The sequence below is a fragment of the Marinomonas fungiae genome (assembly GCF_001418205.1).
GTDB classification, from domain to species: domain Bacteria; phylum Pseudomonadota; class Gammaproteobacteria; order Pseudomonadales; family Marinomonadaceae; genus Marinomonas; species Marinomonas fungiae.
The window spans coordinates 63,606-89,610 of the sequence record NZ_LIQF01000006.1; the positions used below are offsets into that span (position 1 = coordinate 63,606).

Annotated in this window: 27 protein-coding genes and 1 pseudogene; 12 read left to right on the forward strand and 16 right to left on the reverse strand. The window is 43.9% G+C overall.

Annotated features, from left to right (window positions below; genetic code table 11):
• Positions 1–12: 12 nt before the first annotated feature.
• Entirely contained in the window at positions 13–978 is a 966-nt protein-coding gene (locus tag ASC49_RS10465) for a substrate-binding domain-containing protein (protein ID WP_082443809.1), read from the reverse strand.
• Positions 979–1,319: 341 nt separating this feature from the next.
• The gene (locus ASC49_RS10470) at positions 1,320–1,763 is read right to left on the reverse strand and encodes a helix-turn-helix domain-containing protein (RefSeq protein WP_072242087.1); all 444 of its coding nucleotides are present in this window, start codon (positions 1,761–1,763) and stop codon (positions 1,320–1,322) included.
• Between the two features lie 222 nt (positions 1,764–1,985).
• Between ASC49_RS10470 and ASC49_RS10475 the strand changes: the two genes are divergently transcribed.
• On the forward strand, positions 1,986–3,152 hold the full coding sequence (locus ASC49_RS10475) for an EAL domain-containing protein (RefSeq protein ID WP_162265211.1): 1,167 nt from the start codon (positions 1,986–1,988) through the stop codon (positions 3,150–3,152).
• 82 nt (positions 3,153–3,234) lie between these two features.
• On the opposite strand, the gene ASC49_RS10480 is transcribed toward ASC49_RS10475, so the two are convergent.
• On the reverse strand, positions 3,235–4,140 hold the full coding sequence (locus tag ASC49_RS10480; protein ID WP_055463367.1) for a LysR family transcriptional regulator: 906 nt from the start codon (positions 4,138–4,140) through the stop codon (positions 3,235–3,237).
• 137 nt (positions 4,141–4,277) lie between these two features.
• Between ASC49_RS10480 and ASC49_RS10485 the strand changes: the two genes are divergently transcribed.
• The 4 genes from ASC49_RS10485 to ASC49_RS10500 all read left to right on the forward strand — a co-directional run bounded on the left by ASC49_RS10485 (position 4,278) and on the right by ASC49_RS10500 (position 9,394).
• Positions 4,278–5,204 (forward strand): dihydrodipicolinate synthase family protein, encoded by a 927-nt coding sequence (locus ASC49_RS10485; RefSeq protein ID WP_211262050.1) that lies wholly within the window; start codon positions 4,278–4,280, stop codon positions 5,202–5,204.
• An 88-nt stretch (positions 5,205–5,292) separates the two neighbouring features.
• Positions 5,293–6,288, forward strand: coding sequence for a TAXI family TRAP transporter solute-binding subunit (locus ASC49_RS10490; RefSeq protein WP_072242088.1), 996 nt, complete (start codon positions 5,293–5,295; stop codon positions 6,286–6,288).
• Positions 6,289–6,349: 61 nt separating this feature from the next.
• Positions 6,350–8,248: a TRAP transporter permease gene (locus ASC49_RS10495; RefSeq protein ID WP_055463197.1), complete on the forward strand. Its 1,899-nt coding sequence runs from the start codon at positions 6,350–6,352 to the stop codon at positions 8,246–8,248.
• 288 nt (positions 8,249–8,536) lie between these two features.
• Positions 8,537–9,394, forward strand: coding sequence for a PA4780 family RIO1-like protein kinase (locus tag ASC49_RS10500; RefSeq protein ID WP_055463198.1), 858 nt, complete (start codon positions 8,537–8,539; stop codon positions 9,392–9,394).
• Positions 9,395–9,580: 186 nt separating this feature from the next.
• On the opposite strand, the gene ASC49_RS10505 is transcribed toward ASC49_RS10500, so the two are convergent.
• The gene (locus ASC49_RS10505) at positions 9,581–10,033 is read right to left on the reverse strand and encodes a DUF2867 domain-containing protein (protein WP_055463199.1); all 453 of its coding nucleotides are present in this window, start codon (positions 10,031–10,033) and stop codon (positions 9,581–9,583) included.
• Between the two features lie 80 nt (positions 10,034–10,113).
• Entirely contained in the window at positions 10,114–10,389 is a 276-nt protein-coding gene (locus ASC49_RS10510) for a DUF1330 domain-containing protein (RefSeq protein WP_055463200.1), read from the reverse strand.
• Between the two features lie 94 nt (positions 10,390–10,483).
• Here ASC49_RS10510 and ASC49_RS20025 point away from each other — a divergent pair, with 94 nt between their 5' ends.
• Together ASC49_RS20025 and ASC49_RS10515 are read left to right on the forward strand one after the other, a co-directional pair.
• Positions 10,484–10,708, forward strand: coding sequence for a LysR family transcriptional regulator (locus ASC49_RS20025; RefSeq protein WP_245624689.1), 225 nt, complete (start codon positions 10,484–10,486; stop codon positions 10,706–10,708).
• A gap of 14 nt (positions 10,709–10,722) precedes the next feature.
• Positions 10,723–11,403: a LysR substrate-binding domain-containing protein gene (locus ASC49_RS10515; protein ID WP_245624690.1), complete on the forward strand. Its 681-nt coding sequence runs from the start codon at positions 10,723–10,725 to the stop codon at positions 11,401–11,403.
• Positions 11,404–11,453: 50 nt separating this feature from the next.
• Here the strand turns inward: ASC49_RS10515 and ASC49_RS10520 are convergent, their stop codons facing one another.
• From ASC49_RS10520 to ASC49_RS10540, 5 genes are all read right to left on the reverse strand, one after another.
• Entirely contained in the window at positions 11,454–11,777 is a 324-nt protein-coding gene (locus tag ASC49_RS10520; protein ID WP_055463201.1) for a NirD/YgiW/YdeI family stress tolerance protein, read from the reverse strand.
• Between the two features lie 87 nt (positions 11,778–11,864).
• The gene (locus ASC49_RS10525) at positions 11,865–13,148 is read right to left on the reverse strand and encodes an ATP-binding protein (RefSeq protein ID WP_055463202.1); all 1,284 of its coding nucleotides are present in this window, start codon (positions 13,146–13,148) and stop codon (positions 11,865–11,867) included.
• Between the two features lie 18 nt (positions 13,149–13,166).
• Positions 13,167–13,823 carry a response regulator gene (locus ASC49_RS10530; protein ID WP_055463203.1) on the reverse strand — a complete coding sequence of 219 codons (657 nt, stop codon included), beginning with the start codon at positions 13,821–13,823 and terminating at the stop codon, positions 13,167–13,169.
• 272 nt (positions 13,824–14,095) lie between these two features.
• Positions 14,096–15,187, reverse strand: coding sequence for a GGDEF domain-containing protein (locus ASC49_RS10535; protein ID WP_055463204.1), 1,092 nt, complete (start codon positions 15,185–15,187; stop codon positions 14,096–14,098).
• A gap of 211 nt (positions 15,188–15,398) precedes the next feature.
• The gene (locus tag ASC49_RS10540) at positions 15,399–16,250 is read right to left on the reverse strand and encodes a delta-class carbonic anhydrase (protein WP_055463205.1); all 852 of its coding nucleotides are present in this window, start codon (positions 16,248–16,250) and stop codon (positions 15,399–15,401) included.
• Positions 16,251–16,577: 327 nt separating this feature from the next.
• On the opposite strand from ASC49_RS10540, the gene ASC49_RS10545 reads away from it, so the two are divergent.
• From ASC49_RS10545 to ASC49_RS10560, 4 genes and pseudogenes are all read left to right on the forward strand, one after another.
• Entirely contained in the window at positions 16,578–17,213 is a 636-nt protein-coding gene (locus tag ASC49_RS10545) for a uracil-DNA glycosylase family protein (protein ID WP_055463206.1), read from the forward strand.
• A gap of 99 nt (positions 17,214–17,312) precedes the next feature.
• Positions 17,313–18,128, forward strand: coding sequence for a substrate-binding periplasmic protein (locus ASC49_RS10550; RefSeq protein WP_055463207.1), 816 nt, complete (start codon positions 17,313–17,315; stop codon positions 18,126–18,128).
• A 95-nt stretch (positions 18,129–18,223) separates the two neighbouring features.
• Positions 18,224–19,528 (forward strand): diguanylate cyclase domain-containing protein, encoded by a 1,305-nt coding sequence (locus ASC49_RS10555; protein WP_162265212.1) that lies wholly within the window; start codon positions 18,224–18,226, stop codon positions 19,526–19,528.
• 75 nt (positions 19,529–19,603) lie between these two features.
• Positions 19,604–20,308, forward strand: a pseudogene (locus ASC49_RS10560) (transposase); the annotation flags it as partial.
• A 35-nt stretch (positions 20,309–20,343) separates the two neighbouring features.
• On the opposite strand, the gene ASC49_RS10565 reads toward ASC49_RS10560, so the two are convergent.
• The 6 genes from ASC49_RS10565 to ASC49_RS10590 all read right to left on the reverse strand — a co-directional run bounded on the left by ASC49_RS10565 (position 20,344) and on the right by ASC49_RS10590 (position 24,151).
• Positions 20,344–20,541 (reverse strand): hypothetical protein, encoded by a 198-nt coding sequence (locus tag ASC49_RS10565; protein WP_055463210.1) that lies wholly within the window; start codon positions 20,539–20,541, stop codon positions 20,344–20,346.
• A gap of 244 nt (positions 20,542–20,785) precedes the next feature.
• A complete protein-coding gene (locus ASC49_RS10570) occupies positions 20,786–21,439 on the reverse strand; it encodes a peroxiredoxin (protein WP_055463211.1) in 654 nt (217 codons plus the stop codon).
• A gap of 268 nt (positions 21,440–21,707) precedes the next feature.
• Entirely contained in the window at positions 21,708–21,950 is a 243-nt protein-coding gene (locus ASC49_RS10575) for a DUF2442 domain-containing protein (protein ID WP_055463212.1), read from the reverse strand.
• A 23-nt stretch (positions 21,951–21,973) separates the two neighbouring features.
• The gene (locus ASC49_RS10580; RefSeq protein WP_211262051.1) at positions 21,974–22,210 is read right to left on the reverse strand and encodes a DUF4160 domain-containing protein; all 237 of its coding nucleotides are present in this window, start codon (positions 22,208–22,210) and stop codon (positions 21,974–21,976) included.
• 137 nt (positions 22,211–22,347) lie between these two features.
• Positions 22,348–23,919, reverse strand: a complete 1,572-nt coding sequence (locus ASC49_RS10585) for an anti-phage dCTP deaminase (RefSeq protein ID WP_072242089.1) — start codon at positions 23,917–23,919, stop codon at positions 22,348–22,350.
• A gap of 52 nt (positions 23,920–23,971) precedes the next feature.
• The gene (locus ASC49_RS10590) at positions 23,972–24,151 is read right to left on the reverse strand and encodes a hypothetical protein (protein WP_055463213.1); all 180 of its coding nucleotides are present in this window, start codon (positions 24,149–24,151) and stop codon (positions 23,972–23,974) included.
• Positions 24,152–24,738: 587 nt separating this feature from the next.
• Here ASC49_RS10590 and trpB point away from each other — a divergent pair.
• Positions 24,739–26,004 (forward strand): tryptophan synthase subunit beta, encoded by a 1,266-nt coding sequence (gene trpB, locus ASC49_RS10595; RefSeq protein ID WP_055463214.1) that lies wholly within the window; start codon positions 24,739–24,741, stop codon positions 26,002–26,004.
• Position 26,005 lies beyond the last annotated feature (1 nt).

Here is a 26,005-nt window from a genome sequence, read left to right on the forward strand (position 1 = left end):
TTTCCAATACTTCTAATTATCTTGGATCAAACCCAAAACATTGTGTTTAATTGTCGGTAACAATTGCTCTACATTGTGCGCGGAGACTGTTAACACATCCAACTGCTGGATTTTAGGCACACTGATACCTTGCCAATACTGTCGCAAAGTATCCACCGCTTTGTCACCCATTAAAAAGGGTTGCTGCATCGCTGCTGCGACGAGGGTTTTCGCGCGAATCATGTCAACAAACTCAGGCTCAGCATCAAAACACACCAATAAAATCTCACCTTCTTTACCACTGTCGCGCACGCCATCTAAGGCAGCTTGATAACGGTCTGATCCCTGTAGCCATAAGGCTTTCATATTCGGGTTTTCAACAATCAATTGCTGGGCGAATTGGTATGTCTCAGTATAAGAAAAATCCACTTGCTGGCGAATATCGGAGGTCTTGATATCGGCTTCGGATAAAGCTTTTAGAAACCCTTCTGTGCGTAATTGACCGTTTTTACGCTGTTGCGGTATGGCAATAATGCCGACAGAACCCTGGTAATCAGAGTTCGATAACATAGTCTGCGCCAAGGCTTGCCCCAACTGGTAAGCACCATCATAGTTATTGGATTCAATATAAGAAACAAATTCACCACCTTGGGTGCCAATGTCAGAAATCACCACCGGAATGTTGGCTTGCGCAGCCAGCCCTAAAATGGTCACCGCCGCAGAGGAATTGGTTGGCGACAGGATAATGCCGTCCACACCAGAACGAAGCGCTGCGACGGTATTTTGTAACTCTAACTTTGCACTGTTCTGTGCTGAATAGGCTTTTATCTCATAACCAAGCTGCAAAGCATGAAACTCAGCCCCACGCCACATGGTGTTCCAAAAAGGAATACGTAAATCGGATACTAAATAAGCAATCTTCTTGTCTGCTGCGGAAGCGTTTAACGAAAACAACCCGATCAAAATGCAGGCAATGAAGACACTAAAGCGAATCAACATAAACCGACCACCAACACAAAATTAGAAAACCTGAATATAACAACTGTAGAATAAAGATTTTTTATAATTCAGGAATTACAAATACCCATAAAACTGATCTATCGCAGTAAAAAAGCACTAAATCTTTTAACTCAATTCTGTTGGACAATGCCTCATCACCGAAAAGCGGCATTTGATCGAACATATCGCCACATAAGTGAAGGCTCGATCCAGCGGAGCTTCCGTGAAAAATTAATTGGGGGCCTCGGGAATCTAATCGACTTAGAGACGGGTCGAGGATCGGCCAACCATTTGTGATTTAAGCAGATCCTCCAGAGGCTACAATGTCCGCAAATCGCCCGTTAACGAATATTTATTTTGCAGTGATGATTTTCAGGGTGGCTTTCTGCTCCAAAGTCCGTCGACATTTGCCAACGGTGGAGTGTTTTTAGCTGTTCAAGCAGTAAAGCTTTATTTCTAGGTGATAGCTCATGAAATAGCGTCAACAGATCATTTGCATCAAAGCTCAAATGAACATGGTTCATACTTTCATGGCATAGCATTGCCGTTTGATCCTCTAGAAAACTAGGGATGCTTGCAATTGGCTGTTCACACGCGGCATAGAGAGTAGAAGGCGTGGTGTCTAGTGCCTTAGCGATTTTCAGCAATACCTTTTGCGAAGGCTGCCGTAATCCCTTTTCAATGCGCGAAACATTGCTGGTAGCAATCTCCGCCTCTAGAGCAATCTGCTCTTGTGTCATTTTACGCTGTTTACGTAAAACCTTAATAACGTAGCCAATATTCATATCAGGATTATCCGTATTTTTTTGCCTTCTCGGCAAAACCAATAAGGCAAATTACTCGATATTTTTTGCCATCAAGGCAAAATCAGTAGGGCAAAACGCTTGACATTTATTGCCCGTAAGGCAATATTGGCGATATTGATAATCTTTGTCGTTTAGCTAAGGCAGAGATCAGCTTACCGTGAATATTTCTGCATGCAGTAAAGCATTTTGATGGATAGTTTGGTGAATACTACTGATAGCGATTGTGAGACTGATTGGAAATCGTTACAAGAAACGAAAAGATGCTTTATTGTATTAGATAGTAATCATTCTGTGGTTTTTTGTAACGAACTACTGAATGCAACCTACTCCCCCTTTCTTAAACGCTACTTGCCCCCTTCCAATTGTTTATGGCTAGAGTCAGAACAGCGCTATTTTTACTTTAGCGAGTTCCATAAAAAAGTTGGTGAAGATATCGACCTTATATTTACTGACAAAAATCATAATTCGACCCATTTAAAATTATGGGTAGAGCCACTAGAAGTTTCAAATGAGCAATATTTAAACGTTAAGCTCATTGATCAAATCCCAACATCTCAAAAAAACGGATCGCTATCATCCGATACACTGATCCAAGAATTAGTGCACGATGTTTATAGTGGGAAGCTTTCCGTTCATTATCAACCACAGATCAACATTAGCAACAATGGTTTATATGGCGTGGAAGCATTAACAAGATGGCACAAAGATGAAGGCACTTTAATCAGTCCAGATGTCTTTATTCCGCTCGCTGAAAAGTACCATTTTATCGCAGAGTTAGATCTCTGGATATTTGATCACGTATGCCAACAATTAACAAAGTGGGAGTCTAAGGGCATAGAAGTCCCTATCACCTCTGTTAATTTCTCCCCTATGAGCTTCAATGACATAAAAACACACGAGAGAATTCTAAATATCCTAAAGCAAAATAATATTTCGCCAGATAGGATCACCATAGAGGTCACAGAGAGTAATAAAATAACATGCTGCAGTTTGGTGATTGATGGCATCAATAACCTTCATAGCACTGGCATAAAAATATCACTGGATGATTTTGGAATAGGTCACTCAAACTTCAGCCGAATCGCCAAAATTCCTGTCTCTCAAATCAAACTGGATCGATCTTTTGTGTTAAATCTACCCGGTAAAATTTATACAGAAATCAGTGTTTCGACACTGTCCATTGGGCAAAACCTTGGGCTCTCTGTTGTTGCGGAAGGTGTTGAAAATATCGATCAACTGGAAATGTTACGGCGCATGGGATACCAGATATTTCAGGGTTACTTCTTTTCCAAGCCACTACCAGAGGTAGAATTTGAGCAATGGTTTTTTGACAAGATAAAAAATCATTGCGCACAAAATAACGACTGAAATCAGTCTCAGACATTCTAAGTCAGACATTTCTCAATATCCGTCTAACAGCAGGACTCTTCTTAAGCATATGGAGAATGGCTTACTCAAAGCCCGGAGGACATTTGTCTGCAACCTCTTTCACCAGCTCTCGAATCTTCTTAATCGCCAGCGTCATTTGGCCATGGGGGGACATCGCCAAGGCTAAATAGCGTTTTATACCTGGCGCGATAATACGGGACATAGACAATCCTAGGGATTTCTTAGCCGCTTCGCTGGCGTACGCCCCTAGCATGGCATAGCAATCATTCGATTTCACGGCGTGTGTTTGTAACGACAGCGAGTCGGCCTCTAACACTACGTTTAATGTCACATCATAACGCCGTGCTAACACGTCAAGCCGGTCACGCCAACTGCTTGGGCGACAGAACATGGTTAATGGCAGTCCATCTAATTGACTGAACTCAATCGTGGGATGAGCGGTAATCGGGCTGTTTGGCGGGCCGACAAGAAAGGTCGCGGTGTCTCTTAAGTACAGGTCGCCGCTTCTATTGTCCTCTGAATGTCTAAAAAGTAAGGCTAAATCGACACGCCCCTCCTCTAACCAGCTTTCTAACTGATTGCCTTGCGCTTCCCTAACTTCCAATTGGATATCAGGATAGCGCTCCTTTGATAACCGATACACTTCGCTTAACCACGGGGCTGCAGTAGAAGGCAAAACCGCCAATTTCACCTTACCAATAGGAAGGCCGCTACTGTTTCGAATATTGTTCTCAAGTTGCTCTGTATGCTGTAGCCAGCGCCGAATTTCAGGCTCTAAGCGACGCCCCATATCAGTTAACTCTACTCCCCTTCCTGTGCGAACAAAGAGTTGGCAGTTAAATTCTTCCTCGATGGCCTTAATTTGACGGCTGATTTGAGGTTGGCTGGTTCCCCACATCGCTGCAACTTTACTTAGACTGCCCAATTCGCAGACATCTATAAATGTTTTCCATGTTAGATAATTCACATCGCCACCCATACAATAAATGCATATCAGAAATACTATATTTACAGTATTAACATATCAAAACAAGTCCTACTCTTTCTGTGTGTTCTTTGAACAACCCCAAAAAAATAAATCCAAAATAATGATAGGTATTCAGAATGAGCAAAATTGATATAGATCTTCGCGGCCTTAACCCAGCACCCGTTACCCCATTTAATCGCGATGGTTCAGTAGATTACAACGCCATTCAACGCTTAGGAGCATGGCTCAAAAGTATTGACGGTGTGAAAAGTCTGACTGTTCTAGGCCACGCTGGTGAAGGTACTTTCCTATCTGAGAAAGAGCAGATGAAAGTCATCGAAGCGTTTGTTGAATCGGTAAACGATGACATTCCAATCATCGCCGGTATTACTCGCGAAGGTACTGAGGTGGCTGCAGCGGAATGTCGTAATGCCATTGAAGCCGGCGCAAAAGCAGGCTTAATGTACCCATCACATGGTTGGCTTCGTTTTGGTTACCAAAAAGGTGCGCCACAAGATAAATACCGCACCTGCTACGAAGAAAGCGGACTTCCTTTGATCCTATTCCAATACCCTGATGTGACAAAATGTACTTACGACCTAGAAACGCAGCTGGATATTGCGGCTCAACCAGGTGTGTTCGCTATGAAAAACGGTGTACGTAACATGAAACGCTGGGATACAGAAATCCCTGTCATCCGCGCTGAACGCCCTGACTTACAAATCTTAAGCTGTCACGACGAATACTTACTTCACACCATGTTTGATGTGGATGGATTGCTAGTTGGTTACGGTAACGTTGCCCCTGAACTGTTAGTCGAACTTATCAAGGCAGGTAAAGCTCAGGACTATCCAAGAGCTCGAGCAATTCATGATAAGCTTTTGCCCGTTACTAAAAACGTTTATCACCGTGGTTCGCATATGGAAGGCACGGTTGCGTTGAAACACGCCCTAGTCGCTCGTGGCATTCTTGAACATGCAACGGTACGTTCTCCTTTGTTGCCGTTGGCTGAAGGTGCGGACGTTGAGATTAAACAAGCCTTGCAAGCAGCGGGCATCATTTAATGACAGGCGTACTCATATAGCTAAAATTTTAAAAAACTTATAAAGCTTCTAGGGTGGTTTATCTACCCTAGAAGAATAGGAGAACCCAATGATAAAAATAAGTAACAAGTTTTCTCTATTCCTGTCTGCAATGGTATTAAGCAGCCTCTCAGTCTCGGCCTCGGCCGAGAAATTGCGTTTAGGCTCAATGCCAGTCGGCTCTGGGTGGTATGTCGGTGCTGCCGCCATCCAAAAGATGGTCGAAGAAAGCGACTCTGATTTAGATATTGAGATTCTCGCTCGAGGGGGCGGTGTCGCGAACCCTATGGTGGTGGATGCAGGCAAAGCTCAGCTAGCCATTTCTAATGTGGCAACTTCACAATGGGCTGTTGAAGGCATGTTGCTGTATAACGGCCGCAAAGCCACCAACATACGCTCACTTGTGGGCGGCTTAAACCCGGTGTATATCGGCGCCATTGTCCGCAAAGATTTTATGGCCGAAAATGGCTTCCATACTTTGGATGACATCTTAAGCTCAGGAAAACCGATCAACATCATGATGAAGCCCGCTGGCTCCAACATCCCGCCCGTCGTTGAAACGATTCTTGCTCTTTATGACTTGGACAAAAAGAAACTGGAGTCTCAAGGCGGTAGCATTATTCAAGTGGATTCTTCTCAGATGTCGGGACTGATGCGTGATAAACGTGTCGACCTGTATTTTGATACAGTTTTAAGAGGTCATCCAACCATCACTGAAATTAGTTTGACTGGGGATGTCGAGTTCTTAGACATGTCAGAAAAAGCCATTGCCGCATTTACTTCAATAGGTCTAACAAAAGGCACCTATGGCAAATGGTTCGACTCGCAAACAGGTGAGAATATTGGCGGAGATTTCGGAACTCATTTAATCGCTAACGCTAATTTGAGTGACGACAAAGCTTACAAAATCACCAAATTAGTCGTAGAAAATATGGATCGACTCAGTGAAGACTTTAAAGCTTGGAAAGCCTTCAAATTAGAAGATGCGGCCTTGCCTGAAAAAAATGGTATTCCACTTCATCCTGGTGCCATTCGTTATTACAAGGAAATAGGCTTATTGCCATGAGGATACTTTAAGCAAACGTCCTTATTACCAAACAATAAATATAAATATTTGGTGTAATACTATGAAGAATAATCTGTACAGATTCTGTCTGAATCCTTGTGCTTGGTTATCACTAGCTTTAGTGGTTTTCCAGTACTGGATTCTATTTAATCCCGAGCTGCCATTGGTTGAGCGCGCTACGCATTTGGTTATCAGCTTAGCCATCATCTGCTTCGCTACACCTTTCTCAAAAAAACAGACATCCCCTAAACTCAACGCTTTGTTTTCACTTTTGTTATTCTCAATGGTAGCGATTGTCGGTGTTTATTACTTCTTAGAAGCAGATAGATTATCGAATCGTATCGAGAACGTTTCACCGATTGAAATCTATGACGTCATTGTTTGCTCAATATTGATTGTTTTGCTGTTGGAAGCCGTGCGCCGAACAGTTGGCTACGTTTTATTGCTCGTGATTGGGGCTTTTTTGGTCTATGGCATTTTCGGCTATCAACTGAACGGTCAAATGGGATTCAGTCAGATCAGCTGGTATGAGTGGTCCGAAATCTTGGGTATGACCACCAGTGGCATACTGGGCGTAACCACCGCAACCTCAACCAATTTCATTTTCTACTTTATTGTCTTTGGCGTGGTCTACAGCTCCGTGGGTGGCGGCCAATTATTCATTGATTTAGCCGTGAAATTGGTCGGTAAATCCACCGGTGGTGGTGCCAAAGTGGCGATTGTTGGTTCCAGCCTAATGGGGACTATTTCTGGGAGTGCAGTCGCCAACGTCACCTCGACAGGTGTTTTCACTATCCCTTTGATGAAGCGTACAGGCATTCAACCAGAAAGAGCGGCGGCTTATGAAGCCATTGCCTCTACTGGCGGACAACTGATGCCCCCAATTATGGGCATTGCAGCCTTTGTCATGGCTGAAATGCTGGCAACCTCTTATTCGAACATTGCCCTAGCAGGTATTTTCCCAGCGCTTGCATTCTATCTTTCTTTATTTGTTTTCGCGGGCCTTGATGCCAAGAAAACAAATTCTGGCACCCTAAAAGATGAGGACATCAAAAATATCAACCCTATTCTGCCCAGCTTACATATGTTGCTGCCGCCAGTCGTGTTGGTATGCGGATTGGTCATGGGATTCTCCGCTCAGATTGCGGTATTTTGGTCTACGGTGACCTGCTTTGTGGCTCCTTTTTTTAATAAAAGCACTCGTTACGATCTAAAGAACATTCCTCTCATGGTGCTTGAGTCAGGGGTTCAAGCCGCTAAGATTGCCGCGCCAATCATCGCCATCGGTATCGTCGTGTCCGTTGCCATTCAGTCTAACCTAGCACTGAAATTCGCGTCGGGGTTAATCAGTGTTGGCGCTGGGTCGTCTGTATTTTCTTTAATATTGATCGTGCTTGGCTGCATCATCATGGGCATGGGACTCCCCACTGTGGCCGCTTATATCATCGGCGCGGTCTTATATGTACCAGCACTGAAAGAATTAGGCATCAGCGAGCTACAGTCACACTTTTTTGTAATGTATTTCTGTGTACTGTCCATGGTCACTCCGCCCGTTTCTCTCGCCTCGTTTGCGGCGGCCGGTATTGCTGGTACTGACTCAATGAAAACCAGTTTTGAAGCCTTCAAAATCTGTGCTGTGGCGTTTTTAATTCCATTCGCGTTTATTTCTGATGATGCTCTACTATTCGTTGGCAGCTATACCAATATCGCCATTGCAGGACTTGGACTTATATTCTCAACCGCTATTTGGGCCATTGGTGTAACAGGCTTTGCCAAACGAAAAGTCTCTTTGTTTGGCCGTATATTGATGATCGCCTGCGGTTTCTTCGCGATGATTTCCCCAACGGGTAGCTATATCTGGCTAAGCGCTATTGGCATCAGTGGAGTGTATCTACTCATTCATTTTTTCGTGCCAAAAGGGCCATGCGATATCCGAAAAGTATGCTTGAACTCCAAGTAACGCTTATCTGATTTAGATGGAAGCTTACCTTAGTGGGGAGCTTCCATTCTTTTTTATAGGCTCTCGGCCATCCCCCTTTTGGCAAACATTAGCAACGTGTAGAAAGTCAGGGGGACGTAACCGATTGAGTAAAGCACTCTTTCAACAGAGTTTTCTTGTCTTACTCTTGTATATCCAATCTAGGCGTCCGATACTCTTGCGTTATGAATCGTTTATTACTATTGCAAGGAATCCCGCTATTTTAGTTTCCACTCTCCCCCGCCTATCCCCTCAAACCAAAGGAATCTCATGAAAACCCCTAAGAGGATACAACCGCTTGTTGAAGACGGGTTAATCGATGAAGTGATCAGCCAACTTATGAGTGGCAAAGAAGCAACTGTCTATATGGTCCGCTGTGGGTCTGACATTTGTTGTGCCAAAGTGTATAAGGACGCCGATAAACGCAGTTTCAAACAAGCGGTGCAATATCGCGAAGGCCGCAAAGTACGTAATAGTCGTCAAGCTCGGGCGATGGAAAAAGGCTCGAAATACGGCCGTGAAGAACAAGAAGCACTCTGGCATAACGCGGAGGTCGATGCACTCTACAAATTGGCCCAAGCGGGTGTCCGTGTGCCCAAGCCCTATGGTTGCTTTGATGGGGTGCTGCTAATGGAATTGATCACAGACGAGGACGGCGATGTCGCACCGCGTCTAAACGATGTGAAACTTTCCCGAGAAGAAGCACTAGAGCATCACACACAAATCATTCGCGACGTAGTACGCATGCTGTGTGCTGGGTTAGTTCATGGGGATTTATCCGAATTTAACGTCTTAGTAGACCAGCATGGCCCGGTCATTATTGATTTACCCCAGGCAGTTGATGCCGTAGCTAACAACCATGCGGAATGGATGTTAGAGCGAGATATCAACAATATGCGCGATTATTACGGCCAATTTGCACCAGAACTTTTAACCACAAAATATGCCAAAGAGATTTGGGCTATTTATGAGTCTGGCAAGCTAAAACCTACGACGGTATTAACAGGTCATTTTGATGAACCAACCGAAGCGGCAGATGTAGAGTCTGTTTTGGTCGAAATTCAAGAAGCCTTTGAAGAGGAACAAGAACGCCTTGGTCGTATTCAAAGCGCCAATGACGACGACTGATTGATACTGTGTTTCACTCAGATCTGGCGCAACCTTAAATAAGTAAGTTCCAACCCATCGTAACTGGCCGAAAATGCGGTTAACGCCTCACCGGCCAGTTGATCTCCAATAGCTTACATTACGTCACTCTAGCAAAGGCACCAGACTAGCCCAGCGATTTAAGCGTATTCTCGCCAGCGCTAGAACTCAGCCAACAAGTCGAACACGGGCTAATGCATCACGAGCTATTAGCTTATGGAACGGCAAAATCGCGTTTAGATATAGCTTTCCAGCAAGATTATTGGTGTGAACCCAAGTCGCGAGATAAACACAGCCTTGGTGAGACATGACCGTCACCCTGAAATCTAAATGCTTATCATCGAACCCAGCGATCAGCTCATTTTCATTGTCTGACTCAACAGGGAAAAAGCCTACTTTATCCTCCACCATAGGCCCTTCACTCGAAAGACCAAATGGCTTCGTAAGACCATTTCGAAGCGCAATTAAAAAACGTGCCCACGCTGGAAAATCGGTAATGATATCAGCCGCTTGGCGTGGTGCTAAGTTTGAAGCAACACGATAACAATCGATGAAGTCATGAGGCTGAACGCGCTCAAGTAGTGCACTATGTGTTGGCAATGTCACTGCTTTTACAATCATTTCTCTGTCTTGGCTCCATCGTATTAATCGTTTGGCTGCGGTTTTGTGGTTTAACTGTGTTCTTTATCTCGAACTAGGCGTTATAAAAGCTGAAAAGTACTTTGAATACCTTGCTCACGTAATGGTGCAAGACGTTGATAGGCTTCACTGTTATACCAATTTCTAGCGCTCTCTTTATCTGGAAACTCAATAATAGATTTTTTTATGTGCGCGGCTTCACCATGCAAAATTTCCGCTTCGCCCTTGGCAATAAAACGGCCGCCAAACAGCTCTAATGTCGCCATCGCCTGCGCGCTGTATTCTGCTAATTTTTCGGGATTAATCACGGTTGCATCGACAATAACAAAGCTAGCCATAGTATTTTCCTTGTGTGGATGAATGAATAGACGTAGCTTATTATCGTGCTTTAAATTGAACAATAACCTAGAAATTAACAGTCTGTTTATCTATATGAACAACATAAAACTTGCTCCGCTTCTGCTTGTTTTTGCTGAGGTCGCGACAAAACGTTCCTATACGGCCGCGGCTAAAAAGCTTGGTCTGAGTAAATCGGCCATTAGTCAGCAGATAAAGCGGCTTGAACAAGATCTAGGACAACAGCTGCTAATACGCAGTACACGAGGCGTTGTTTTGACCGCGGCGGGCGAGACTTTGCTTGCCCGCAGCGAATATTAGATGAGCAACTTAATATGGCATTTAAGGAACTGAGCCAAGTGAAGGCTCAGCCTAGTGGGCCATTTAAAGTGTCTGTCCCGCCATTTTCGGAAAAAGAAGTGGTGATGCCTGCCATCCGACAATTGTGTATAGAATTCCCTAGTCTGATACCTGAAATTGTTGTTACGGAAAAATGGCAAGATCTTATCGAACATAATCTCGATGCTGCGGTCTTCGGCGGAGACATCAAAGATTGCGAATATCGAGCATTACCCGTGAGCACTGTTTCGGAAGTATTCTGCGCCTCGTCTCGCTATCTTGCTCAATTTGGTACTCCCAAAACGCTTGATGATCTCATCAAGCATCAGTTTATTAGCACCGCATGGCATAGGCCAAAAATAGAAGTGTTTGATAATCGATTGGAAAATAAGCAGCTCATTTCTCTACGCCATAGCGTTAAAGTGAACAGCTTAATCACCGCTCTTGAAGCAACGCTTTTAGACATGGGCATCGCTCTGCTACCAGAGTTTATCGCTCAAACTCATGTAGAAAGCGGCGCTATCCAAAGAGTACTGCCAGAGCTTCGCGGCAGAGATTGGCATTTCTACTTTTTACATCAATACACCGGCGAGAAACCGCAGCATATCAGCCGTTTTTATCAACTCTACCGCCATTACTTTTTAAAAGCTTGCGGTAGAGTGACTGACCTTCAGTGAAAAAAGCCGCTTCGATAAAGCGGCTTTGAAAGTCAGAATAACGCGTAGGATTAATTCAGCGTCAGGTAATCGACCTCAAATTCATTACCATGATGCTCACGGTCAATTTCACCGTACAAGGTCAATGCTTGTCCATTGCTTAGCGTTAAGTGACGGGTAATGTCTTGATCAATCTCGATGGTCATGGAACCACTGGCATCGTTGAATTCATATTTCTCATTACCTAGTGATTGGCCTAAGGTTCCCTGCAGTACGGCCTGAGTGTTATCTGACGCATTCATCGCCGCGGATACTGTCATAGGGTTCGAAGCCGCTTGCGCCATGGTTAAGCTGCTCGCGATCACCAGAGCTGAAATCATTAGTGGTTTTTTCATCGTCTTTCTCCTTGTGCGTGACTGTTAGGATGAATCATACAGTCACAACATGAAGTTAACCTGAAGTCCTAGCGAGGTCAGTGGTGTTTAGGAGAATGAAAGTATGACTCGAAGCCCCGGTTGCGCCGCTTCGAAGCGCAAAGTTGCCCCATGAATGGCTGCAATCCGCTGGCAAATCGTCACCCCCAGTCCTAGTCCCTCGCCTTTACTGTCTAAGCGATTGGTCGAGCGATGCAGGTTATTGAGCAATTCAGGCGATACGCCTACGCCATTGTCTTCTATGACTAACTGTTGCGGCGTCAGCTCAATATTTACCCGGTCCGCCGTCTCACTGTGACGTAAGATATTATTTAAGAGATTCTCAATCAGCACTTGCAATAAGGTGCCATCGCCCTTCACATTCACAGCTTCTGTTTGTATCGACAGCTGAATATTTTGCGCATCAAAGCGGCGTTGGAACTTATCCGCAATACTGTTTAGCCGCGCCTCCAATAACACCTTGTCAAAACGCTGCAGCCAATGATGCTGATCCAGGCGCGCCAAGGTCAGCAGCTGCTCCACAATGCGATTCACACGCTCTGTTTCAGACGTGATCGCTTGAATGTCAGGATCAGGGCACGACAATTCCAACTTGATCGTGGTTAACGGTGTGCGCAACTCATGGGCCACATCGTTGGCAAACTGACGCTCACGGGTTAAGACTTGATCCACTTCCGCCATCAGGCGATTAAGGTTATCTGTTAAGGTTTGAATCTCTCGGTTATGGCTTGTCGAAGCCAACGGTGACAGATCGTCTCCTCGACGCTGTTGCAGCTCCTTTGATAAGGCCGTTAAAGGTTTGGCAATAAGCCGCACCAACAGCACCAATAACAATAAGCTGATCGCCGAGCCTAGTAATGTCGGAGCCGTGATCTCTTCGGCAATATCGCCAATGATATCGTTCGTTAAATCGTCTCGACGAAACATCTGCACCACTAGGCCGTCTTCATCGTATTGATAACCATGCCAGCCATAGCCTTTAAACTCTCCCTCAAGGGAATCTGAGCCGCGCTCTTCTAATGGCCGTTGATGATCAAAGTTACTCACCTGCCAGCCAGACTCGGGGTGATACACCGTCACCCAAATGGTATCTTCATCGTCTTTACGAATGTGTTCTTCAAGGAAGGCCTGTAATTCTTGAGGTGTGGCCTGCGTGGCAACAATCATGGCATTGAGCAACTCAGCATTCTGCTTTAGGTCGTCTTCTAACACTTCGTTGAACTCTTCATCCGCCGCCAAATAGGTGACAAACACGCCCATTAGACTGGACACGATCATGGAGATGCCCAACACCCAAGCAATGGATTTGATGCTCAAACGTACAGTTGTCATGTTATAGCCCTTCTTTTATCACAGCTCGACCAAGCGATAACCAAAGCCACGCACGGTTTCGATACGCTCTTTACCGACCAGTTTGCGTAGCGCGTAGATATGGACATCCAAGGTATTGGATTCTGACTCATTGCCCAATCCATAAATACGCTGTAACAACCGCTCACGATGGACTTTATTACCACCCGCCTGTAGCAGCATGAGTAATAACTGGGCTTCTTTTTGTGGTAAACTCAACGCCTCATCGTATAAGGTAAACTGATCGAGTTTTTGGTCGTAACGCAACGCACCAAAGCTCTGCATGTCCTGTGTTCGGCCATTATGACGGCGCAGCAATACGCGGATTCTAGCTTGCAGCTCTTCGGGCTCAAACGGCTTCACCAAATAATCATCCGCCCCCGTATCCAGCCCCTGAACACGATCATCCAAGCCATCCCGAGCCGACAAAATCAACACCGGTTGCTCCGCATTGTCTTGGCGTAATTGCAACAGCCAATCAATGCCATCGCCATCTGGCAAGCCCAAATCCAACAGAATTAAGTCGTAATGTGCAGCTTGAAAATGACGTTTAGCGGACGCTAGATTGCGTACCCAATCCACTCGGTAAGTTCGACTTAGAATTTTTAACAACACATTACCAAGACCTAAATCGTCCTCGACCAGTAATAAATACATCCTCTACTCCCCTGTCATTATCTATGCGTCCTGCCTATAAGACAGAGACTGCCAGCATGAATTATCCCCGCTAAAACTGAAGTTTACATGAAGAGGTAATGTCGGATTGAGGAGAAAAGTGAGCGATCGGTAAGGAGGTAAATGATGGATTTAAAGAAACTAGAATAGATTCACACCTTCAGCGCGTGATATCAAAGGACCACAGATACGACAAAGGTGTATGTTTCATTCTTAAAAGAATTTTAAATAACGCCGATAACTCCCATGCACCGTTAGTCCGATATGGAATTAACGAGCTTATAGCAGTTTTTGCCGGACATTTTTGCTGAATACAAGGCTTCGTCTACTGAACGTAAAGCAGCTCGATGCCCTTTTGCACTGTGCCGGACTGCTCCCAGACTTATAGTAACAGGACGCCCTATCCCAAATGAATGACCGGAAATATTTTCTAACAAGCTGCTAAGTTGACCTGTAAAATTTTCTTCACTCTCCCCATGCACCACTATCATAAACTCTTCTCCTCCCCAACGTCCGACAATGCCATTGGAGCCAAGCGAACTGCGCATAACCTTGCTTAGACTAATCAGCACCTCATCACCAACATCGTGGCCTAATTCGTCATTCACTTTTTTAAAGTTATCAATATCTGCCATCGCAATAAAAAAGTCTTGATCAGAATTTAGGAGCAAATCCTCCATATAGCGACGGTTATAAAGACCTGTCAGGGCATCTGTGAAAGCCTGTATTCTCAGTTTCTCATTGGAATCTTGTAAAAGTTTATGGGACGCTCGACGACTAAATTCGTAGTAGCATGACAGAATAAACAACAGCAAATAGATCACAACGAGATTGGAGAAAGAGTCCATATCCCAAGACGCTGGCTGCCATACTCCAAGGTTACTTCCAGCAAACCAAGCGACAAAGGCGAGATACAAACCGCTGTACAAGGCGCCATACAGAAACCCCATCAGAAAGACACTAACAACCGGTGTCACAAGCGCCCAAGCTAACGAGTAATCTAGATTATTCCGATCCATAATCACCATCAAACAGACCCCGGTGACCATTAACATCAATATAAAAGATGCCAAAAGAACACGTCGAAAAAGCAGTAAAGCGGACAGTGAGAGCAGTCCCATTAACGTACCGACGGCATCCACATAAAAAAGTGGTGGGTAGTAATCTATCACCAAATTATAAAAGGCGAAAAAAGCTGCAACCCCTGTGCAAGTCAGTATGGAGATCAACACTAAGCTAAGGTGGCGATACTGTTCGTTGGATTTCGTCACACCTAGATACTTCTCTAATAAAGACTCAACCACTCTTGCGCCCTTCATCACCAATATGGTCAATCCTTCCCTCATATCTTCCTTCATCCTTGCAAGAACTATGCAAACAATAATACATAGCGAATCATTTTAAAACTTGAACAATAGATCAAAACGGCATATTTCAGCGCAAAATAGCAAAATAAAACATGATCACAAACAATGAATTAGAGTAAATTGTCCATTGGGATGATGAAGTTTATGGTTGGGGCAGATGAGCAAAATCTGCACCTCCCCCACTAAGGCCCTACTGAATCGGCGATAACAGTGCGGGATTAGTCACTAGATTACGCACGCCATGGGCGTGATCTTCTGCAAAAACATTGTCTTCACACCACTTGCCAAGCGAGGCAATATTCACCTTTTTCACTTGCGGACGCACACTCCAAGTCACTTGATATGGCGATGCTTTTTCGTTGTAACTAGGGCCCGTGGTTGATCCCGCATACTGCACAGGCGTGCCCGTATCGGTTGGGATATTGGTCGCTTGCGGACGCTGATTCAGAGTTTCAAAATGAGCCAACTCCCCAAAGTCTGCGGCGTTCTTATCATTTACCGCCACCAACACCTGCCCCTCAACTCGTAGCTGCGGATTCAAGATTGGGTTCTGCACACAGGCGGCCAATGTCAATCCCGGCTGAACTTGAGCGGTGGAATAGACATAATGCACTTCGATCGTGTCACCCGATTGCACCGCACTATGGCTGTTGGCACATACCGCTTTTGCCAAGGGTTTTAACTCTGCAGCAGTGAGTTCGCCAGAGTATTGATAGCCCGTGCCATAACCATGGCCGTCGCCGTTGCCTACATACTTGGTGAACTCACTGCCCTTGTGCTCTGCATTTTTATGTAAATGGATATTACACAGATTCATATCCTGCGAGCGTGGTGCTTGACTAAAGATAACGCCATTGGCCCCAGCTGTTTGATCGATATCCCGTGGGGATTGCGGCCCAGCGCCAGTGCCTAAGGTTGTCGACAGTGCTGCACGCTGCTGTGAAATCACGATCTCGGGGACACCGGAATCCTCCGCCGCGTTCGCTGTCAAGGTAAAAGGAAGGGATAACAAAACAAATTTAACAGGTGAGTAGTTCTTCATTATTTTCTCTAAGGATTGGTTTTTAATGCCTTTGAGAGGACGCCAAAATCGCCAAATAATTCACCAAATCATTGTTTTGTATGTTTATTTTATGATTTCAATCAGCCCCCTACCAATATCCTTACAGAATGCATACATAATTCTAACTTATTAAGTTTAGCGAATATAAACCCTTGCTGCATTAGACTTTAATAACATAATGGTGTTGGACCTGATGGCTCGAGTTGAGTGTCAAACAGCGCTTGATGATGTTTTATTGAAGTTCGCAACGGTACAATGCTTTTGTTACCTACCCGTTTTAATCAATGCTCAACCGGACACAAGTTCATGGACAAGGAATCTTTTTCGCCGTTACACAGCGCCATACTTAGTTGCCAGATCTGTGCTGCAGCGCTGCCCCTTTCTCCTAAGCCCATTCTTCAAGCACACCCTGACGCACGTCTATTAATTGTAGGGCAGGCGCCAGGACGAAAAGCGCACGACGCAGGTCGGCCATTTGATGATGCCAGCGGCGACCGCCTTCGTGAGTGGTTAGGACTGAATAAAAGCGATTTTTATGATGCCAAGCACGTCGCTATTGTCCCAATGGGATTTTGCTTCCCTGGCAATTCATTTTTCAAAAGTGGTGTAAAAAAAGACATGATATCCGGCGATCTACCACCCAGACCGGAATGCGCCGCCACATGGCATGAGCGTTTGCTAAGTCAGTTGACTCAGATAGAACTAACGATCGTGCTTGGAAGCCATGCCCAAGCTTATTATATGAATCACTCTAGTACGGTCACTGAGCAAGTCAAGAGGTGGGCCTATTGGTTAGAGCAAGGCAAACTCGCGCTCCCTCACCCTAGCCCAAGGAATAACCGCTGGCTTAAGCAAAACCCATGGTTTGAAGTGGAGGTATTACCTATATTGAAGGACAAGATATCGAGCCTGCTCAATGTAACTAATAGAGGTGTTGTCTGAGCACTCTCTGACCACATTGAACTCCTAGAAATGACAAACACTATACTCGTGTCATAAAACAAATATACTGTTTAAAGCCAAACGCACTGGAAGATAGTCATGCCAACGAAAAATGAACAAACAAAACAAGTTCTAAAAGCGCTTACTTTTAGTGCACTATGCATAAGCTTTATTACTCTTTTTGCTACTCCTGTTTTGTCAGATACTCTGAGAATCGCCACTGATGAATGGTGCCCTTACGACTGTATCCCTAGTCAAAATCAAGGCAAAGTGGGTTACCTTGGAGACTTGCTGATTGAAACCCTGAAAGCAAAAGGACATACCGTAGAGTTTGTTGAAGTATCCTACTCTCGAGGCCTGCAATTGGTTAGAGAAGGTAAGCTTGATGGAACCATGGCTTGCTATCGAGAAGAAGCCCCCGATTTTGTCTACCCAGACTTTGCCCTAGGTAAGAGCAACACCACTTTCTTTAGTCTTAAAGGTTCAAACTGGCGCTATACTGGCAAAAAGTCGCTTGAGCAGGCAAAGTTAATTGGCGTCATTAAAGGGTATGACTATGTTGATCCGACTGTGATGGCGTACTTAAACCAAAACCCAAAAAATGTTCTGGCTATCACGGGTGAAAAGCCTTTAGAAAGATTGCTTGAAATGCTTATCAATGGTCGCTTGACTGCAGTGATCGAAGACAAAATCGTCTTACAATATAAAGCCCAGCAAATGGGCAAAGCTAATCAAATCATAGTTTCAGGTACGACTGACGTGACGATTGGTGTCTACACCAGTTTTTCTCCGAAAAACCCTAAGTCCGCTGAATACGCCAAAATAGTGTCCGAAGAAACGCTGAAAATGCGAGAAGATGGACGTCTTCAGAAGCTACTAGAGCGTTACGGTATTCAAGATTGGAAAGCCGAGTAAACCGCTCCACAAACACTAAGGCCTATTAAATGCAATCGTTACTAAAGCATTACCGCCGATCCATTGCTCTGCACCTACTGCTGGTGATCTTTGGTGTGTATTTTTTGGTGGCCGTGCTCGTCACTGTGATTCAGCTTTACAAAGAGTATGAAAATACCAAAACAGAGTTTTATAATGAAATTCAAACATTACCCTCTACCTTCGGCAAGGGAATCTCCGATTCCGTTTGGACCTATAATCAAGAGTTACTGCAATCGATTTTACAGGGTATGTACAATCTCCCCATCGTGGTAGGTATCAAAGTAGACACTCTCGACCAAAAAATGGACTTTCAGATTGGGGCTGTGTTTAACGAACAGCGTCAAGTTGAATACTACGACCCTAACGGTCTACCGACTGAGCAAATTCTCACGGGACTAGGCTCTCAAGCTCTTTTCGACCACAAGTTTCCCATTTATTACCAAGGACCAGCGTTTGATCAGACTATACCATTAGGCACGGTAACGCTTTATTCAAATGACCAACTTGTTTTTGAACGATTAAAATATGGCTTCATCCTTATTTTAATCAACTCTATTATCAAAACCTGTATGCTCTGGTTCATTATTTATTTTTTTATTAATAAATACCTTGGTAAACCATTAAAAGAATTCACTCTCAAGATACACCGACAAGACCCACAATCACCGAAACCAATAGATTTAGCAATTAACTGGACAGATGAAAATGAGTTGATCATCCTAAAAGACAGTTATAACCAAATGATTCAACGGGTCAATAAGAACCAACTAGAATTACTGCAGCTAAACCAAGAACTAGACGAGAAAATTAAAGCTCGAACTCAAGACCTTGAGCTGGCTAAAGAAAAGGCCGAGCAATTAGCCTATACCGACCCACTGACTAAACTCTGCAATCGTCGTGCATTTTTTGATTCAGGAAAGCAATTACTCAATCAGGCTGGCACACAACATTTTTCAATTAGCTTGATTATGATTGACCTAGATAATTTTAAAACTCTCAACGACACCTACGGCCATGCGCTGGGTGATCAGACTCTAATAGCCTTTGCAGACGTGTTGAAAAGCAGTCTTAGCTCGACCGACATCATAGGCCGTTTAGGTGGCGAAGAGTTTGCTGTGATTTTGCCGGATATTGGAGAATATGAAGCACTCCATGTAGCAGATAGCCTCAGACAAAAAATCAGTCAAATCGAGCTAACACATGACGTGTCATCTGTTTATTTTACCGCCAGCATGGGGGTGACTGAAAAACCTCTGCGAGGAACAACAATAGACTTGTTACTAGCTCAAGCAGACAAAGCACTGTATTTTTCAAAACATCATGGTCGCAATCAAGTTACTGCCTATTCGACACTAGCGGAAGCCAGCGGAGTCAGATGAAAATTGTCTTAAATTTTATCTGACTCAGAATATAAGCGTCTAAAACTCTTTCTGCTTCTGTAGGATGCTGGATTTAAAACACCTTGGTTAGAGGAAGTCGTGAAGCAAGGCTGGGATTATGTCGGTCGAGTTAGAAAGCCACGTAAGTACTATGATTTCTCGCTTCAAACTTGGCGTTGTATCTCCACTTTATTCTCAAACGTCAATCAAAAACCTCAGCGTCTTGAGCTTAAACATCGCCAGTCAAGTCCGGCCACCAACCTGTTTGCTCTCTACAAAAGCTCCCCCAAAGGACGTCATTCTATAAATCAGAAAGGAAAAAGACGAGCTTCCTTGTCTTCACTCACCGCAGCAAGAGGAGCAGAAGAGCCTTGGTTATTAGTGTCTTCTCTTTCAGTGAACCGTCTTTTTGCGAAGCGATGCGTCAAGGCTTATGAAACAAGAATGCAAATTGAAGAAGGGTTTCGAGATATGAAAAGTAGCCGATTCGGCTTGGGTTTTGAGCTAAGTTATACATTTAAAATAGAGCGTCTGATCAACTTGATTCTACTCACAACTCTTACTGCGATCTTGCTTGTTTTGATAGGCAAAGTCATAGAGTTGGCAGGCTATGCGAAGCGTTTCCAGGTGAATAGGATAAGCAGGCGAAGAGTCTTGTCTCACTTCTACCTTGGAAAACGAGCCGTAATGACTTGCTTCCAGATATCAAAACATGACTGGCGAGAGGGCATCAAACAACTCGCTCAGCAACTTAAGAAACGGAATCAAGGTTATGCTTAAATTTGTGGGGATACCTCAGCATCTGACCCTGATTGTTAGGAATCTTGTAAAAGTTTATGGGACGCTCGACGACTAAATTCGTAGTAGCATGACAGAATAAACAACAGCAAATAGATCACAACCAGATTGGAGAAAGAGTCCATATCCCAAGGCGCTGGTTGCCAGCGCTCCAAGGTTACTTCCAGCAAACCAAGCGACAAAGGCGAGATACAAACCGCTGTACAAAGCGCCATACAGAAACCCCATCAGAAAGACACTAACAACCGGTGTCACAAGTGCCCAAGCTAACGAGTAATCTAGATTATTCCGATCCATACGTTTTGAATACTTGAGGTGAAGCTGAGCTATAAGTCACTTTAAAAAGTGAGTGGCTTGTTAAATGCTTTATGAACTCATCACAAAAGTGCATCGGCTTTTTATACAAACAAAAAAACCGGCTTCTGATATGAAGTCGGTTTTTTCAATACCACAACTAAGCTATTTATCGAGCTTAGTCGTACGTAGGTAAGGTAGCTTGATGTCAACTTCGCCGTATTTGGCTTTAGCCTGCTCATCATTTAAAGATAATGCCACAATCACCTCATCACCCACCTGCCAATTTGCTGGCATAGCGACAGGTTCTCCGTAGCTTGTTTGCAATGCGTCTAAAGCACGTAGCACTTCGGCAAAATTACGACCAACTGACATTGGGTAAGACATGGAAAGCTGAAGCTTTTTATCCGGGCTAATAATAAAGACGACACGAACACTCGCTGAGTCCGCTGCGGTACGTCCATCTGGCAAATAAGCATCAGCTGGTAACATGTCTAATGCTTTAGATACTGCCAACGATTCGTCCGCTATGATTGGGAAAGTAGGTGTCGCACCAGAGAAGGTCTCAATATCAGCCTTCCACTGTTTGTGCTCTTCTACACCATCAACAGATAGCCCCATCACTTTCGTACCACGTTTTTCCCACTCTGCTGCTAATGTCGCTACAGCGCCGAACTCTGTTGTGCACACCGGTGTGAAGTCCTTAGGGTGACTAAAGAGAATCGCCCAACTATCACCGATCCAGTCATGCAGCTTAAAAGTACCTAAATCAGTTTCTAGCTCTAGATTAGGTACTGTGTCATTGATACGTAGTGCCATATTGAATACCTCTTTGATAGATTGGTTTTGCGTTACTTCGCTGTATTCCAATATAGAATATGCTTATAACTTTTTAAACTTTAATTTTCACATCGCCTCAATAGACATTCACTATGAAGACTCGTGGTGATAATGGATCAGTAAGTTAGCTTGATGAATGCAAACGAAAAATGCTTAGGGTTCAAGGGGTCTGTGCAAAGCAGCAAGTAAGACTAGCGAAGATGGGGAGTGTTGAGCACTATTTCTTCCCAACTCGATGATTGAGAGCCTAATGGTTAGGTTCTAGATGCGCTTTCAAAAACTCTGGGGCTAAATCCGCACCGTTCGACCAAACCACCGTTTCCAACTCAGGATCGACAGTAAAAGCCTTAAACTGATCAAATTCTTTAAGGGGCTCAAAGATAGGCCCTTTTAGAAGGTTTGAAAGATTCACCACACCGTCAGAGCCGTCGTCGAAGGACACCCAGATACGGTAGTCAGATACATATTTTGCGTCTATTAGATGCAGCATAACTTACTCCAATGGGACAATATTTAACAAAGGCTGCCCCGATCTCGCACGCTCCCAGTTTTCTCAAGTTCGTGGCGATGTAAAGAGATCCACTCTTGCACAAACGATTCAGCACGCTTGGGGGGTTGACCTTCTAACAAACTGCCATCAAAACCAAATAGCGCTTCCATTCCTGCATATTTGGCATGGAAATGAGGCGGATTATGATCATTAAAGTACATTGCGATGATTATTCCATAAAATCGACTAATGATTGGCATAGGGTTCTCCTTAACCCAATAACTGAGTAACTATAATGCCTAGCGATTGGGTTAGGGAAATTGACAGTGGTCATACGAAGGCAAGCAATGTGGGCTTGATTGGTTTTGCTTGGGGAATATCGAAGGTCAAATGAAGATTAATTTTCATCTGACCCTGAGGTACTCACAGATTTTTCTTCCAAGATTTGAATGATTTTAGCTTCATAATCAACATAACCATGTATATGCTGGTGGTCAACATGATTAGAATCTATACTTTTTCTAAATACAGCCTTTCCATTAGCTTTTCTTACTCTAGCTTGCATAAAGAAAGTGACATATCTTTTTGGGGAAACACCCTCAAAGTTTTCAAAGCAAATTTTACTATCATCTAAATTATCAGATGTAGTAATAGAGTCATCATATAAATTACCCGCTAAGCTTTTTTCGTAAGGTTCTATATATACAACCCGCTTAATACCAGCCGCAATTATATGCCTCGTACAGCCATGACATGGGTAAGTAGTGCAATATAATACTCTACCAACTGAGCTCAAAGACGGGTTCCGAGCCAATGAAATAATTGCATCCATTTCTGCATAAACAGCTCTAGAATACTCAGTAATAGAATCAGCTTTAGTGCCTGCTATAATTGATTTCGCTATTTCTTTAGAATTCCCTATCTTTTCCTTCTCAAGGATACTAGCAATTTGACGCTCTAAGTCTCCTTTATGCGAATCATTGTAACATTTTCCGCCTTTGTTGTAGCAGCGTTTATCATTTTGAAAATCTTCAGAAGAATATAGACCTCCACCAGATTTTGGTACATCATTACAACCAGTAGATAATATATTACCCTCAGTATCAAATATTGCTGCCCCAACCTGACGAGATAAACAGATTGACCTTAATGAAGCGGAAAAAGCGGTATACATTCCTGTTTCGTCTACAGTTGGGGTAATAAAACCACTTCCATGTACTAATTCTAAAAAGCGATCGACTGAACTATTTAAACTAGCTCTTGTATCCATATTTTTTATGAAGTAATCAGACAATTGGATCGTCTTTTCTACCTGTTGACCATTTTTATTACCACTATCTTTTCGGTCTCGCTCCATTAAAGTTGAAATATCTTCTACACTTATATCCTCTTCTCTTAAATTCTTTTTTCTCTCAGCCTCTGTCCGTAACAAGCCCAAAACATAAAAACTACTATCATAAACTTCTTTTAAAAGGCTGATTTCATCAGGATGTTTAAGCTGATCTAATATATAAGCAATTCTTTCTGGACGGATTTCGTCTTCATCTTCACTGAAACCAAATTCTTGTTCATAAACAGCTTGTCTTTGAGTATAAATCTCTTGTATTGCTAGTTCGGCTAGATAGTGATTAGTATTAGCCCTTCTTAAATTGTCACCTTTATCTTGAAATTCAGTATATCTTTTATAACCTACTAACTTTGAGAGTTTTTCTTTTTCTTCTGGAAAGCTTTCTGCAATTAACTTGCTAAGGCGAATAGAAACAATTTTATAGCCTTTCTCAATTAACAAATCTTTAAGTGTTTCATTCAAGGATTTAACACCAGCACCAACGGCACCGCACAAACCAATCACAAGTTCATTCGACCTTCTGCCACGTATTTCCTCAAGAGAGTTTATACTTCCCTTTTTCTTGGTGCTTTTATTTGAATTAGCCACTGGAATTAAGTTAAGTGCTGCTGAATCGCTCATATTTCGTCTTCCTTAAACAAAAAAGGGCGAATATGAATATTCGCCCTTCCTTTCACCAACTCAAGCGTGATGCTCGTTTTAGTGCCTTATTAATAAATTTTTTCTTTTCTAACTTGCTTCTTTCTTCAGAAAAATCAAGTACTTCTAGATTGGTTGATTTATATTTAAGTTCTTGTTTGTTCTTTGCAGCATCAGCGCTCTGATACTGAGCAAAATGTTCAACAATCGCCATTCATCCCCTCCTAGGTTTATGGGCGCAGATAGTACCTGATGGTATCCTTTAGTCAAGTGACTTTACCCACCTCTTGATACTAGTATACAGAAATGTTCTTTGTCCACATCCCAAAAGCCACATAGTTGCCTTTCAATGCTTTCAAGCTACTGGGGGCAGATGAAAAATTCACTCCTACAAGAGCCATTTAGCGGTATGCCATGCATTTCATTTGCGCTGACGCGTCGGTTGTGAGGCACGAACCGAGACAGGCACAAGCAAATTGAATTGCATGGAATGGCGCAGCAATGCGGTTGGTGAGGCTGAAGCTGATTATCAGCAGCCTAGAAATATCTCCTAGATAGCAGATTGATCCCTCGGGGACCGAGGTCCTACAGCTTTGCTACTTCGGTTTGTTGTGGAGGTTGATAGTTTGGTCGCGGGTCGAGGACCGCTCCTACGGGTGAATTTTGCATGAACTTAATAACTAAACGATATGGTAAATAAAAAGGGTTGACGGTGGGCTTTTTCTCTATTAATTTTACTTTATCGTTTAGTTATTAATTTTGATGCCAAAGAGGCATTGTTTCATCCGATAGGAGTCTTTCATGCAAAGCAATAATGGTTACTACGGTGAGTTTGGCGGGAGTTACATCCCTGAGATTCTCTACTCTAGCCAGCAGCAAATTCTTCACGCTTTTGAAGAAGCTAAGAACGATCCAGCGTTTATTGCGGAGTTGAAGGACACTTGGCAGAACTATTCTGGCCGCCCTACGCCGTTGACCTTCTGTAAGAACCTGACAGATCACTTCGGTGGCGCTCAGATTTACCTAAAACGCGAAGACTTAAATCAGTCTGGCGCGCATAAGATGAACAACGTGATCGGCCAAGCGCTGTTGGTGAAGCGTATGGGTAAAAAGCGTGTGATCGCGGAAACCGGTGCTGGTCAGCATGGTGTAGCGACGGCGTTGATCGCGGCGCGTTTAGGCCTGGAATGTACTATTTACATGGGTGCAAAAGACGTGAAACGTCAGTACCCGAACGTATTCTGGATGAAGCAGTTGGGCGCGACGGTTGTGCCGGTAGCAGAAGGCGCGCAGACACTGCGCGACGCCCTAGATGAAGCATTACGTGACTGGTCTTCAAGCCATGAAGACAGCCACTACCTGATCGGTACGACTTGTGGTTGTGCGCCATTCCCAGAAATGGTGGCATTCTTCCAGTCGGTGATCGGTGAAGAAGTGAAAGAGCAAAGTATGGCGCAGTTTGGCCAATACCCTGATCGCTTATATGCGTGTGTCGGTGGCGGTTCCAATGCCTGTGGTTTGTTCTTGCCATTCCTAGAGGAAAAAGAAGTAGAAATGTTCGGCGTGGAAGCTGGCGGTAAAGGTCTTGAGCTAGGCCAACACTCGATCCGTTTGTCGAACGGTTTGGGGCAAAAAGGCATCGCGCAAGGTTTTGCAACCATGTTCTTACAAGATGAAAACGGTCAGTTACAAGAAACACATTCTATCGCTGCGGGTCTAGATTACGTGGGCGTGTCCCCCATCATTGCTCACTTGGCACAAGAAGGTCGCATTCAGATGACCTATGCCATGGACGACGAAGTGGTAGAAGCGTGTGCTTTGTTGCTGAAAAAAGAAGGCATTATTCCAGCATTGGAATCATCGCACGCCCTTGCGGGTGCGTTTAAAGATGCGCCAAATCTGCCAAAAGAGTCACGTATCGTGATCAACTTGTCAGGTCGTGGCGATAAAGACATCTTTAACATCGCCAAAGCGATGAACGATGCAACCTTCCCTGATTTCTTGGAAGATTATCTAGCCGATTACAACGAACACCTGTCAGAAAACAATAACCAAGGGGAAGCGTAAG

Excerpts from the sequence above, each read along its gene's own strand:
- ASC49_RS10500 (WP_055463198.1), top strand. The coding sequence starts at position 8,537 with ATGAAAACCCCTAAGAGGATACAACCGCTTGTTGAAGACGGGTTAATC.
- ASC49_RS10515 (WP_245624690.1), top strand. The coding sequence starts at position 10,723 with ATGGCATTTAAGGAACTGAGCCAAGTGAAGGCTCAGCCTAGTGGGCCA.
- ASC49_RS10585 (WP_072242089.1), bottom strand. The coding sequence starts at position 23,919 with ATGAGCGATTCAGCAGCACTTAACTTAATTCCAGTGGCTAATTCAAAT.
- ASC49_RS10565 (WP_055463210.1), bottom strand. The coding sequence starts at position 20,541 with ATGGCGCTTTGTACAGCGGTTTGTATCTCGCCTTTGTCGCTTGGTTTG.
- ASC49_RS10530 (WP_055463203.1), bottom strand. The coding sequence starts at position 13,823 with ATGTATTTATTACTGGTCGAGGACGATTTAGGTCTTGGTAATGTGTTG.
- ASC49_RS10550 (WP_055463207.1), top strand. The coding sequence starts at position 17,313 with ATGCCAACGAAAAATGAACAAACAAAACAAGTTCTAAAAGCGCTTACT.
- ASC49_RS10525 (WP_055463202.1), bottom strand. The coding sequence starts at position 13,148 with ATGACAACTGTACGTTTGAGCATCAAATCCATTGCTTGGGTGTTGGGC.
- ASC49_RS10575 (WP_055463212.1), bottom strand. The coding sequence starts at position 21,950 with ATGCTGCATCTAATAGACGCAAAATATGTATCTGACTACCGTATCTGG.
- ASC49_RS10535 (WP_055463204.1), bottom strand. The coding sequence starts at position 15,187 with ATGAGGGAAGGATTGACCATATTGGTGATGAAGGGCGCAAGAGTGGTT.
- ASC49_RS10495 (WP_055463197.1), top strand. The coding sequence starts at position 6,350 with ATGAAGAATAATCTGTACAGATTCTGTCTGAATCCTTGTGCTTGGTTA.
- ASC49_RS10545 (WP_055463206.1), top strand. The coding sequence starts at position 16,578 with ATGGACAAGGAATCTTTTTCGCCGTTACACAGCGCCATACTTAGTTGC.
- ASC49_RS10470 (WP_072242087.1), bottom strand. The coding sequence starts at position 1,763 with ATGAATATTGGCTACGTTATTAAGGTTTTACGTAAACAGCGTAAAATG.
- ASC49_RS10520 (WP_055463201.1), bottom strand. The coding sequence starts at position 11,777 with ATGAAAAAACCACTAATGATTTCAGCTCTGGTGATCGCGAGCAGCTTA.
- ASC49_RS10505 (WP_055463199.1), bottom strand. The coding sequence starts at position 10,033 with ATGATTGTAAAAGCAGTGACATTGCCAACACATAGTGCACTACTTGAG.
- ASC49_RS10590 (WP_055463213.1), bottom strand. The coding sequence starts at position 24,151 with ATGGCGATTGTTGAACATTTTGCTCAGTATCAGAGCGCTGATGCTGCA.
- ASC49_RS10580 (WP_211262051.1), bottom strand. The coding sequence starts at position 22,210 with ATGCCAATCATTAGTCGATTTTATGGAATAATCATCGCAATGTACTTT.
- ASC49_RS10465 (WP_082443809.1), bottom strand. The coding sequence starts at position 978 with ATGTTGATTCGCTTTAGTGTCTTCATTGCCTGCATTTTGATCGGGTTG.
- ASC49_RS10570 (WP_055463211.1), bottom strand. The coding sequence starts at position 21,439 with ATGGCACTACGTATCAATGACACAGTACCTAATCTAGAGCTAGAAACT.
- ASC49_RS20025 (WP_245624689.1), top strand. The coding sequence starts at position 10,484 with ATGAACAACATAAAACTTGCTCCGCTTCTGCTTGTTTTTGCTGAGGTC.
- ASC49_RS10540 (WP_055463205.1), bottom strand. The coding sequence starts at position 16,250 with ATGAAGAACTACTCACCTGTTAAATTTGTTTTGTTATCCCTTCCTTTT.
- ASC49_RS10485 (WP_211262050.1), top strand. The coding sequence starts at position 4,278 with ATGAGCAAAATTGATATAGATCTTCGCGGCCTTAACCCAGCACCCGTT.
- ASC49_RS10490 (WP_072242088.1), top strand. The coding sequence starts at position 5,293 with ATGATAAAAATAAGTAACAAGTTTTCTCTATTCCTGTCTGCAATGGTA.
- trpB (WP_055463214.1), top strand. The coding sequence starts at position 24,739 with ATGCAAAGCAATAATGGTTACTACGGTGAGTTTGGCGGGAGTTACATC.
- ASC49_RS10510 (WP_055463200.1), bottom strand. The coding sequence starts at position 10,389 with ATGGCTAGCTTTGTTATTGTCGATGCAACCGTGATTAATCCCGAAAAA.